General features: G+C 31.2%; 10 protein-coding genes. 1 reads left to right on the forward strand and 9 read right to left on the reverse strand.

Features of this window, described 5'->3' with window-relative positions; translation table 11 throughout:
* Positions 1 to 33: 33 nt before the first annotated feature.
* The 7 genes from FRY74_RS03265 to FRY74_RS03295 all read right to left on the reverse strand — a co-directional run bounded on the left by FRY74_RS03265 (position 34) and on the right by FRY74_RS03295 (position 9,550).
* Positions 34 to 1,008 (reverse strand): cytochrome c oxidase subunit II, encoded by a 975-nt coding sequence (locus FRY74_RS03265; RefSeq protein ID WP_223265805.1) that lies wholly within the window; start codon positions 1,006 to 1,008, stop codon positions 34 to 36.
* A 102-nt stretch (positions 1,009 to 1,110) separates the two neighbouring features.
* The gene (locus tag FRY74_RS03270; RefSeq protein ID WP_223265806.1) at positions 1,111 to 2,319 is read right to left on the reverse strand and encodes a quinol:cytochrome C oxidoreductase; all 1,209 of its coding nucleotides are present in this window, start codon (positions 2,317 to 2,319) and stop codon (positions 1,111 to 1,113) included.
* Positions 2,320 to 2,344: 25 nt separating this feature from the next.
* Positions 2,345 to 2,986, reverse strand: coding sequence for a c-type cytochrome (locus tag FRY74_RS03275; RefSeq protein WP_170227928.1), 642 nt, complete (start codon positions 2,984 to 2,986; stop codon positions 2,345 to 2,347).
* Between the two features lie 16 nt (positions 2,987 to 3,002).
* Positions 3,003 to 3,533: a DUF3341 domain-containing protein gene (locus tag FRY74_RS03280; protein ID WP_147098560.1), complete on the reverse strand. Its 531-nt coding sequence runs from the start codon at positions 3,531 to 3,533 to the stop codon at positions 3,003 to 3,005.
* A 35-nt stretch (positions 3,534 to 3,568) separates the two neighbouring features.
* Entirely contained in the window at positions 3,569 to 4,978 is a 1,410-nt protein-coding gene (gene nrfD, locus FRY74_RS03285) for an NrfD/PsrC family molybdoenzyme membrane anchor subunit (protein ID WP_147098561.1), read from the reverse strand.
* Positions 4,979 to 5,004: 26 nt separating this feature from the next.
* On the reverse strand, positions 5,005 to 8,145 hold the full coding sequence (locus FRY74_RS03290; RefSeq protein ID WP_147098563.1) for a TAT-variant-translocated molybdopterin oxidoreductase: 3,141 nt from the start codon (positions 8,143 to 8,145) through the stop codon (positions 5,005 to 5,007).
* A gap of 31 nt (positions 8,146 to 8,176) precedes the next feature.
* Positions 8,177 to 9,550: a c-type cytochrome gene (locus FRY74_RS03295; protein ID WP_147098565.1), complete on the reverse strand. Its 1,374-nt coding sequence runs from the start codon at positions 9,548 to 9,550 to the stop codon at positions 8,177 to 8,179.
* 226 nt (positions 9,551 to 9,776) lie between these two features.
* Here FRY74_RS03295 and FRY74_RS03300 point away from each other — a divergent pair, with 226 nt between their 5' ends.
* The gene (locus FRY74_RS03300; RefSeq protein ID WP_147098567.1) at positions 9,777 to 10,202 is read left to right on the forward strand and encodes an SPOR domain-containing protein; all 426 of its coding nucleotides are present in this window, start codon (positions 9,777 to 9,779) and stop codon (positions 10,200 to 10,202) included.
* A gap of 72 nt (positions 10,203 to 10,274) precedes the next feature.
* Here FRY74_RS03300 and FRY74_RS03305 read toward each other — a convergent pair whose 3' ends face one another.
* Both FRY74_RS03305 and FRY74_RS03310 read right to left on the reverse strand, forming a co-directional pair.
* On the reverse strand, positions 10,275 to 11,081 hold the full coding sequence (locus FRY74_RS03305) for a zinc ribbon domain-containing protein (protein WP_147098569.1): 807 nt from the start codon (positions 11,079 to 11,081) through the stop codon (positions 10,275 to 10,277).
* A gap of 1 nt (position 11,082) precedes the next feature.
* Positions 11,083 to 12,177, reverse strand: a complete 1,095-nt coding sequence (locus FRY74_RS03310; RefSeq protein ID WP_147098571.1) for a Nif3-like dinuclear metal center hexameric protein — start codon at positions 12,175 to 12,177, stop codon at positions 11,083 to 11,085.

Here is a 12,177-nt window from a genome sequence, read left to right on the forward strand (position 1 = left end):
ATTTTATCTCTATTAAATAAGTGTTATAATAAATTAATTTGCAGCAAAAGTTTTTTGTTCTGCTAACCATTTTTCGTAATCTTCTTTGCTTTCAACTATAATATTCATTTGCATATTGTAATGAGCTGCTCCACAAATCTTGTTACATAGCAAGATATATTCAAACTCATCATTTCCAGTTATCTCTTTCATCTCTTTTGAAGTGATTGTTGGAACAAAGTTAAACTGAGTTTTTAAACCTGGAACACAATTCATTTGAGCTCTAAAGTGTGGCATATAAGCACTATGCATAACATCTGTTGATCTCATTACAAATTGAACTGGAACATTAACAGGTATATGGAATTCTCCTTTCACAATTTTATCATCCTTAGCATTTTCATCACTACCATCAACACCAATAAAGTTAGTGCCTTCAATATAATTAACATTTGCTCTACCTAACTTACCATCTTCACCTGCATATCTAGCTCCCCAAGAAAACTGCTGTCCAACCAATTCTATTAATACATGCTCTTGATCTTCTGCAATAGGCGTCATTATTTTATTCCAGTTACTTAACCCATATAAGATTAATACAGTAAGAGCTAGAGAAGGAACTATAGTCCAAATCATCTCTAATTTATTACTATGAGAGAAAAAAGTAGCTTTTCTTTTAGAACTATAGGCATACTTATATGCAAACCAAAACAAGAAAATGTGGGTTAAAACAAAAACAGGTATTATAAACCACATAGTTACAGTCATCAAACTATCAATACCTACACCATGTTCAGATGCAGAAACTGGAAGTAATCTGTCTCCCCAATTAACTACCTGCCAAATGAAAAATCCGAAATAAAATACAAGAAAAGCAAGCATTAAATATGCTTGTGACTTACTTTCTTTTTCAGAAATTTCATAAATTTTTTCACCTTGACTTATAGCTCTTAATTCAGCTATTTTCAATATTTGAACTCCAGTAACAATTATCAGTAATATTACTATGGTTATAATTATAGTCATCATAATTTTAGACTTTCTTTTGTTATTTTAAAACACTATTTTCTATCACTTTTTCAATTCCTCGAATATATATATTTCGAAGATTTAATACAAACTTTCTATATATTAGGTATGAAGATGAACACTTTCATCATACATAGGATGATTTTTTGTCATTAAAGGAGCTTTAGCTAAAGACCTTAATGTAAACATCAAAAATAAACCTAAAAACATTAAAAACATACCTATTTCGATTGCGCCTAAAGCCCCATGATCATGCATTGTTCCTGGAAGTACCATTGTTAAAACATCTAACCAATGCGTAAAAAATATAATTAATGCTACAGGAACTAAGAATACAACATTTCTCTTAGCATCTCTGGACATAAGCACAAAGAATGGTAAAATGAAATTAACAAAGAATGTTCCTAGGTATAACAATTTGTAATCATTAAATCTTTCTAAATAATATGTTACTTCTTCAGGAATATTAGAATACCAAATCAACATAAACTGAGAGAACCATAAATAAGACCACAAACAGCTAATTCCAAACATCCATTTTCCTAAATCATGAATATGACTGTCATTAACTTCTTTTAAATATCCTTGTGATTTAAGATATAAAACTAACATTAAACCTACAATAATTGAAGATACCCACATCCCAGAGAATGCATACCATCCAAACATTGTACTAAACCAGTGAACATCAATTGACATTAACCAATCCCAAGCAGATGATGACGATGTGTATGCAAAAAATGCGACAAATAAAACTCCCATAAAAATACTCTTCTTATATATTGGAGATGTTTCACCATCAGCAAGTGATAATTTATCCTCAGCTAAAGAATTTTTTCTAAACCAGTTAGCAAAAAACATCCAAACAGCAAAATAAGCTATTGTTCTACCCCAGAAGAATGCTTGATTTAAATAACCTGACTTACCAGCTATAATAGCATCATAATGATGACTAGTTGGGTCTGTTATACCTTCAGCCATCCAATGGTAAATATGATTCCAGTGTAAACTACCTCCAATAAAGACTAAAAGTAATGCTATAGCGGATACAGGCATAAAACTCATAGTTGCTTGAAATATTCGATGCGTAGTAACACCCCAAGCCATTTCAGATACATACTGTAAAGCTAAAAAGAACAATGATGCTAAAGATATTGTGAAGAAAAAATAACCATTCACTAACAAGTTAGCCCATAATCTTTGCCCTGTATGACCATGACTAGTCAATAAACCAATTAAAAAAGCAGCTAAACCTACTACTATTAATAGGATTGTTGTGATGTTAGCTTTTTTTGATATTTTATATTCCATTTTATTAATGTTTTGTTTAATCAAATTATTCTTGAATAGTTTCATCTGAAGCAACTACTTCTTCAATTACTTTATTTGGATTTTCCTTCATAAATTCAGTTCTGATATAATGAACCAATTTCCATCTTTCTTCTTTATTCAATTGAGAAGCATGAGACCCCATTAAACCTTTTCCATAAGTAATTGTGTGAAACATCTTACCTTCAGATATAGCTAAACCTTCTTTAAATTTTACCGGAAGTGGAGGAAATTTTTCACGTTCTACTATAGTTCCATCACCTTGTCCAGTTTTTCCATGACAGTGTACACAAAACATTCCGTATAACTCTTTTCCTTCTTTACCTATATTATCATCATACTGAATAGGATTTTTCAAATTAGCCCCAGCTAATTCATAACCTTCAGCATCATTTTTATATTCATATGGACTAAATCCTCGAGGTATAGTACCTTCAACTGGTGTACGAGCTGACATTTTATTAGTTAACTCAACATTTGTTCTGTCTTTTAAATCACCATAATCAACATATGGCTCAATAGAAGGAGAACGATACATGTCAGGCATATACTCTGGTGCTAAACCATCTTTCTCTTTACAAGAAAAAACTGATAATATAACAACTGCAAGAGTTAGTTTAGCTAAAATATTTTGATACTTTGTTTTCATAAACATCATTCTATAATTATGAATTTTTTACATCAACTTTTAAAACACAAGTTTCATTAATTAATGCTTTGATTTCTTCTTCACTAACATCGTTATCATGAGTGTGTATTTCCATTACAAACCAATCGTCAGTTGTTCTTAAATAAGGGTTTCTAGCTTTAAATCCAGGTAAAGTCCAGTTACGTAATAAATATGTAATTGACATACCATGAGCAGCACAAAGAACACCAAATTCAAAAGTAACAGGTATAAATGATGGCAAGTTTGTTAGAATACTAAAATTAGGTTTACCTCCAATATTCAAAGGCCAATCTTGAATCATAAAGAAATATAACCCTGATAAAGCCAAAGAAACACCAATCATACCATAGATAAAAGCAGCCATAGCTATTCTTGTTCTCTTTAATCCAATTACAGGATCAAGACCATGAATTGGAAAAGGTGAAAATACATCTCTAATGTAAATACCTTTTGCAACAAGATGTTTTGCACTTTCTAAAAGTACGTAGTCATCATCGTAGATTGCGTATATTTTTTTACTTGACATAATTTATATATTCAAACATTTATAATATTAAATTCTTACTTTTTTACAGGATGTAATTTATGAAATTCTTCATCCGACATGTTTTTGTATCTCTCACTTGAAGATTTCATTATACTTTTTACCTCATTAAAAGCTAATACAGGGAAATACTTTAAAAACAATAAGTAAAATACTGAGAAGATTCCAATTGTACCAACATAAACACCTATATCAACCCAAGTAGGATAAAACATAGACCAACTAGATGGTAAATAATCTCTGTGAACAGAAGTAACAATAATTACAAATCTTTCAAACCACATTCCAATATTTACAATTATTGACATAAAAAAAGTAAACCCTAAACTAGTTCTTAATTTTTTAGACCAAAATAAATGAGGTGAAACAACATTACAAGTCATCATTGCCCAGTAAGCCCATGCATATGGACCAGAGAAACGATTTATAAATGCGTACGACTCATATTCTACTCCAGAATAGTAAGACATAAATAACTCAGTTAAATAAGCAACCCCTACAATAGAACCTGTAACAATAATTACAATATTCATGTATTCAATATGCTTAATAGTAACATAAGCTTCTAATCTCATTGCCTTTCTAACAATTAACATTAACGTTTGTACCATTGCAAATCCTGAGAAAACAGCTCCAGCGACGAAGTAAGGAGGAAAAATTGTTGTATGCCATCCAGGAATTACAGAAGTAGCAAAATCCATTGATACTATTGAGTGAACTGAGAATACAAGAGGTGTTGCTAATCCTGCTAATACTAAAGATACTTCTTCAAAACGTTGCCATGCCTTTGCATTACCTGTCCATCCGAAACTTAATAATGCATACATTAATTTAGGAACTGGTTTTTTAGCTCTATCTCTAATAGATGCAAAATCAGGTATTAATCCAATATACCAGAAAACTAAAGAAACTGACATATAAGTACTAATAGCAAATACATCCCATAAAAGAGGTGAATTAAAGTTTACCCATAAAGAACCAAATTGATTTGGTAATGGTAACACCCAATAAGCCATCCAAATTCTTCCCATGTGAATCATAGGGAACATTCCTGCCATAAATACAGCAAAGATAGTCATCGCTTCAGCGGGACGGTTAATAGCCATTCTCCACTTCTGACGGAAAAGTAATAACACTGCTGAAATTAAGGTTCCTGCGTGACCAATACCAACCCACCAAACAAAGTTAGTAATATCCCAAGCCCAACCAACAGTATTGTTTAGACCCCATGTTCCAATTCCAACACCTAATAAATATAATATTGATCCTATTCCCCATAAAGCAATAATTACTGCTATGGTCATCAATATTTTCCACATTTTAGTTGGAGAGTGTTCTATAGTATGTAAGACATCATTTGTTATCTTACTATACGTAACATCATTTCCTAAAATTAATGGTTCTCTTATTGCTGCTTCTTTATGCATTCTTTTAAATTTTATTAAAACAACTATTAAGCTTCGTTATTTTGTAAGTTTCTTACTTTAGTTTGATAGTATATGTTTGGTTGTTGTCCAACCTCTTCAATTACTCTGTATGCTCTATCATGATTCATACCTTCAGCAACTTTACTTGAATTATCATTTAAATCTCCAAATGTTATTGCATTTGTAGGACAAGCTGAAGAACATGCAGTTTGAATAGATCCATCCACAACCTTAGCACCAGCTTTTTTCGCTTCTAACTTACCAGCTTGAATTTGTTGTACACATAAACTACATTTTTCCATTACTCCTCTAGATCTAACAACAACATCTGGATTAAGTACCATACGTCCTAAATCATCTTGAGAAGGATTAAAATCTGAAAATTTATTATACGCTTTATAATTGTACCAGTTAAATCTTCTTACTTTATAAGCACAGTTATTAGCACAGTATCTAGTACCTATACAACGGTTATAAGCCATCATATTTAGACCTTCATTACTATGTGTGGTTGCTGCAACAGGACAAACTGTTTCACAACCTGCATGATTACAATGCTGACACATCATTGGCTGATGAACAACGCTAGGGTTATCAGCTGCAAATTCCATAGCAGAATAAGCTCCAATACCACCTAAATCTTCAGCTGCTTTCGTTTTTTCATGAGTTTCACCTATCTTACCAACCTCTTGATGCTCACTAGAATAGTATCTATCTATTCTTAACCAGTGCATTATTCTACCTCTTCTTACTTCATCTTTTCCTATAACTGCAACATTGTTTTCAGAAACACATGACGTAACACATGCACTACATCCAGTACAAGTGTTTAAGTCGATTGACATACCCCATCTGTGACCAATATTTTCAACTGGTTGTGCTCCCCATAAATCAATCTCTTTTATGTTCTTTTGAACGGCTTCACCTTTTTCATGAAACAATAAAGTATGAGCTGGATTATAATCTGATTTATTTCCTTTTTTGTATGTATCAAATGTAGTCTCTCTAATAATAGAGTCTCTACCCATTATTGTTTGTTGTGTTTGTGTAGCTGCAATATGATATTCCATATCAACATCAACAGTTGTTGCAACACCATAATAATTGAAACCTTGTTTAGTTAAAGCAACTAAAGGATAAGCATTTTTACCTGTAGGTTCTGCCATATTCCCAACAACCTTACCATAACCTAAAGCAACACCTATTGTTCCTTTAGCTTGACCTGGCTGAGCTACTACAGGGAGATTTTCAACAGTTTTACCATTTACACTAATATTAACGACATTAATTAATTCTTCTTGGCCTAATTTAATGTTATATCCCTTTTCTTGCATTTCTGCAGGATTCATAGTTACATAATTATCCCAGGTAACTTTAGTTAATGGATCTGGCATTTCTTGTAACCAAGGGTTATCAGCCCCTGAGCCATCTCCAACACCAATATTTTGAGTTAATTCAATTTCTAAATCTCCTCCTTTAATTGACTTAACTGCATTATATGCAGCAGCAACATCACCACTAAATGGAGCTAATTCTTTAGCTTCAACTGGAAATTCAACAACCCCATCATGTAATACTTTATTCCAAAAGTCATTAAAGAATAATTGAGAAGATTGTTTATTAAAAACATTAGTCTCCCATCCTTTTCTTAAATAGTCATAATAAGAATCATTATTTCCATTCCATTTCAACAAACACTCTTCTGGTTGTCTTGTATCAAATAATGGAGAAATAGTAGGCTGACCTAATGAATAATACCCTTCAACAGGATTCGCTTCAGACCATGATTCTAACTGATGATTACTTGCAGCAACATATTTACATGCAGCAGCAGTGTCATTCATTTTTGTAGTAAAACAAACAGTAGTTTTTACTTTTGCTAACGCAGCCTTAAATTCTTGACCAAGAGTAAATACTGGATCAATACCATTTATAAATAAAGCATCAACCTCTCCAGCATTCATTTCTTTCATTAAAGCTAGCAAAGCTTTATCATCACCCTGCTTAGTATTAGAATGTCTGTTTAAATCAATTGTTTTACCATAATTCTCTAATAAAGAATTAATAGCATTTACAATAACTTGAACATTTTTATCATTTGAACCACAAACGACAATTGATTCTCCTTTTGTAGATTTTAAATCTTTTACTATAGCATTAACAAATGCATCGTATTTTGCATTAGAAGCATTTAAGCTCCCTCCTAATTTACTATAAATTTGAGCTAAAATAGCTCCATATTCAGAAGGTTTAACAGGAATCCTAACATCTGCATTAGTTCCTGACAATGACATGTTTGCCTCTATCTGATAATGCTTAGACATCCAATCATTATCTGGCTTTCGAGTTTGAGCATAATCATTAACATACATTAACGCATCTAACCAGTTACCCATAAAATCAGCACCAACAGAAACTATTGTTTTAGCTTTTGCAAAATTATATGTTGGTATTGCCATCTTACCAAATGACTCTTGGTTTGCATTTAAAATACCTGAGTAAGAAATAGGGTTATACTGAACCAATACTTCATTTTTAGTAGCTTGATCAATTTCTTCTCCCTCAACTTTTACTAAACCATTTATAATTTGTTTAGCTGTTCCACTAATTATCGTATTTGATAAAAACTTAATGTTTTTAGCTCCTGCTAAATCTTTAGTAATAGCTTTATCTAGAGAAGCCCAATCTGATTCACTTCCATTCATCATAGGTTTTTTTAACCTATTATTATCATATAACGATAATACCGAAGAATTTATTCTAGCATTAACAGCACCTTTAGTTAAAGATGATGATTTATTTCCACTAATAAATATTGGACGACCTTCTCTCGTTTTAACCAAGATAGGAGCATAATCATTACCATCAAAATAAGTAGATGCATAATAATTAGCAACACCTGGTGTAATTTCTTCAGGTTTATTTAAGTAAGGTATAGCTTTAGTTACCGGCGTTTCACAAGCAGCCAATGAAGCAGCAGCAACACCAAATCCTAAAAACTTTAAAAAATCTCTTCTAGTAGTAGAAGTGTTTTCTAAAGATTCTTTATCACCTAAAAACTCATCTACAGGCAAGTGCTCAGGAAATTCATTTTTAGTAGACGCTAAAAAGTTAGGGTCTTCATTTAATTGTTCTAATCCTTTCCAGTATTTCTTTGTATTAGCCATATTCTATTAAAGCTTAAAAATTCTAATTATATTAATAATGACATTTAGCACATTCCCAACCACCTATCTCTTCAACTGTAAGTTTATCATCTCCTAGCCATTTATCTTTATATTCTTCTGTCATTCTAGAATGCATTTCATCGTAATAACCATTTCCTTTAGTTGCAACTCCAGTTTCACCATGACATTCAATACACCATTTCATAGTCAATGGAGAAGATTGTTCAACAACATCCATTTCTTCAACTGGTCCGTGACATGTTTGACATTTTTGATTACCAACAGTAACGTGTTGTTGATGACTAAAGAAAACGTGGTCTGGTAAATTATGAACTTTAATCCATTTCACAGGAGTAGGATTATCTCCATAAGTTTGAGTTTCTGTATCATAGTCAAGTGCTTTATAAATTTTCTTAATCTCTTCTTCCATAGAATACTCTTCACCATTATAAGAAAAGGTTTTCCCATGAGAGCCATCAATATACTTATGACAGTTCATACATACATTTAATGAAGGAATACCTGAAGTTTTACTATGGCGTGCACTTGAGTGGCAGTAGTTACAATCTATTTTATCATCACCTGCATGAATTTTGTGAGAAAATTTAATTGGCTGCTCTGGCTTATACCCAGTATGAACTCCTATTGTAAATGCACCATCCATTAATTTAACTAAACTAGTAAAAAACAAGACAATAACAATTGCAGCAACTAAACCTTTATTATTTCTTAAAGTAAATCTAAACGCTTCCATTAACGATACTGGACCATCAAAAGAAACACCTTCTTTCTCTGCAGCTAATCTTGCAATAGACACTCTTGATTTATTTAAGATTACTAATAAAACCAATAAAATTAATGCGACAGACCCAAAAACTATTAACGAAACACTTGAATCCTCTTCTACAACAACCTCTTCAGTAGAAACATCAGCAACTACATCTTGTTTGACTGGAGGAGTTTTAATGTATGCTAATATTGCATCAATATCATCTTCACTCACTGGCTGAGGAGGCATCGGAACCTTGTTGTATTCTTCAAAAATTGCATTTGCATCAGCATCACCCGAAGCAATTAAATCTGCAGAATTAATAATCCATTTACCTAACCACTCTCTTTCTCTCCTATCACTTATACCTTTTAAACCAGGACCAACAACTTTGTTATCACCTATACTGTGACAAGCAGCACAATTCGCCTTAAAAAGCTTTTCCCCCTTCATTACAAGATCTTCACCATCAACAGTAGCTACATCTTCAGCTGAAGCTGAAGCCTCTAAACTTACATTATTAGAATCTGATTCTTCTTGAGCGAAAGAAAATGAATTAGTAAAAAGAACTAATAGGCAAAGAAATGCAACTCTATGAAATACGTTTCTTTTTACTTTTTTTGTTATCTTATTCATACTAAAATAGTTACAATAATTTTGTGAAATCTGTTAGTTATGCATTGACAAATTTATAAGAATGCTGCTTTTTTTCATTCGATTTTTAAAAAATAAATCAAATATTTATTAATTTAGAATTATTCTAAATAAGGTATTTGTAAGTTTTGGAATAAAATTTGTTTTTAGCATTTCTCCTTGTGATAAAAACAAAATGTACTTTTGAATTCTATTTTAAAGAGACTTTATGCTTAAAAAATACACAATAGCATCCTTATTAATTCTTATTTGCTTTTGCTTAAAAAGCCAAACCATAGATGCAATTTCAGATTCAACAAATCATTCTACAAATAAGATTCATGTGAAAAAAGACATTAGAATAGATGCTATTATTGAAACACACAAGAAATCATATAGAGAAGATGGCTATCGAATTCAAATTTTTTCGGGAAATAAAAAACAACCTGCTAGAGAAGCAAAAGCTAAATACATAAGTTTAAGACACAAAAATAAAGCACACGAAATATACCAACAACCTTATTTCAAAGTTAGAGTTGGTGATTTTAGAACAAAAATAGAGGCTCTGAAGTTTCAAAAAGAAATTGCTACACATTTCCCTAACTGCTTTATTGTAAAAGATGAAATTGATATTGAAGAATTATTAGAAAATTAAAATCAAAAGTTAGGAGCAAAAAAAAGAGTCTCAATATTGAGACTCTTTTTTTATATACTTATAGCTAGTTAATTAAGCTTCAACTTTCTTTTTTCTTGTAACTCTTCTTTTTGGTTTTTCCTCTTCAACATCTTCAACGTAATTAGGGTCAAACGCTGAATCAACTAAGATTCTACCACAGTGCTCACAAACTAATATTTTCTTATGCATTTTAATATCTAATTGACGTTGTGGTGGAATTTTATTAAAACAACCTCCACATGAATCTCTTTGAATAGTAACAACTGCCAATCCGTTTCTTGCATTTGATCTAATCCTAGTATAAGCAGTTAATAATCTTTCTTCAATCACTTTTGAAGCTTTTTCAGATTTTTTCAACAAACCTTCCTCATCAGATTGAGTTTCAGATGTAATTTCATCTAACTCATTCTTTTTATTTTCTAAATCAAGCTTTCTACCATCTAAATATTCTTTAGATTCTCCAATTTTTTCTTGTTTAGAAGCTAATTGAAAACCACCTTCTCTAATTTTTTTCTCTGCTAATTCTATTTCAAGCTTTTGAAATTCAATCTCTTTAGTGATAGCATCAAACTCACGGTTATTTCTAACCTTATTTTGTTGCTCCTCATACTTCTTAATCAAGTTATTAGCATCAGTAATACCATTTTTTTGATTAGAAATTTCAGTCTCTAAATCTTCAATTTCTTGATTTAAATTTTCAAGTCTAATTTCAAGCCCTGCAATTTCATCTTCTAAATCTTGTACTTCAAGAGGAAGTTCTCCTCTAATTGTACGTATTTTATCAATCGTAGAATCAATCACTTGTAATTCGTACAATGCTTTCAATCTCTCTTCTACTGTAGCTTCTTTTTTAGCCATATTAAAGGTAATTAATTGGGTTTGTATTTATTTCAGATAAACGAACGGCAAAATTAGTAATTTTTTTTATAAGTATATCATAAATTAATTCTTTCGTAAATTGCTCGCTTTCATAATGTCCGATATCAGCTATTATTATTTTATTTTCAGCATCAAAAAACTGATGATATTTAAAATCTCCAGTAATAAAAATATCAGCGTCTACTCTTATTGCCTCTGGCAACAAAAAACTACCAGAACCACCACATAATGCTACTTTTTTAATTTTTTTATTTAAAAGATTTGTATGCCTAATACAATCTGTTTTTAAGTCAACTTTTACGTTTTTTAAAAAAGTTATTTCATCAATTTCTTCATCAAGTTCACCAATCAAACCACTTCCTACTGTTTCTAATCGGTTCTCTAATTTTAATAAATCATAAGCAACTTCTTCATAGGGATGAGAAGTAAACATCGCCGACAAAACTCCAGACAGGAGATGTGACTCAACTATCACTTCAATCTTTATTTCACTTTCTGTATGCGATTCATTTTTATTTCCTACAAAAGGTTTTGCTCCTGATAAAGATTTAAATGTTCCCTCTCCTTTTGTATTAAAACTACATTCTTTATAATCTCCAATTGCTCCAGCCCCATTTTCAAACATTGCGTTTCTCACTTCATTAGCATAATTTACTGGACAAAAAACAACTAACTTATTTAATAATCCTTTTTTGGAAACTAATGGTTTACAATTAGTAAGACCAATTTTTTCAGCAATCTTATAGTTAACTCCTCCGTTTGCATTATCTAAATTAGTATGCGCAGCATAAATAGCAATATCATTCTTTATTGCTTTTAAAATTGTTCTCTCAATATAATTATTCCCATTCAACTTTTTTAACCCTGAAAATAAAATGGGATGATGAGCTATAATCAAATTGCAATTATTAGCAATTGCTTCATCAACAACTTCTTCAGTAGAATCTAAACAGATTAAAACTCCAGTAACATCATCTTTATAATTACCTACAATTAACCCTGAATTATCATAACTTTCTTGATATGAAAGCGGTGCTAAATCCTCTATTAATTGAATAACTTCTTGTATTTTCAT

This window comes from Vicingus serpentipes (assembly GCF_007993035.1).
Lineage (GTDB): Bacteria > Bacteroidota > Bacteroidia > Flavobacteriales_E > Vicingaceae > Vicingus > Vicingus serpentipes.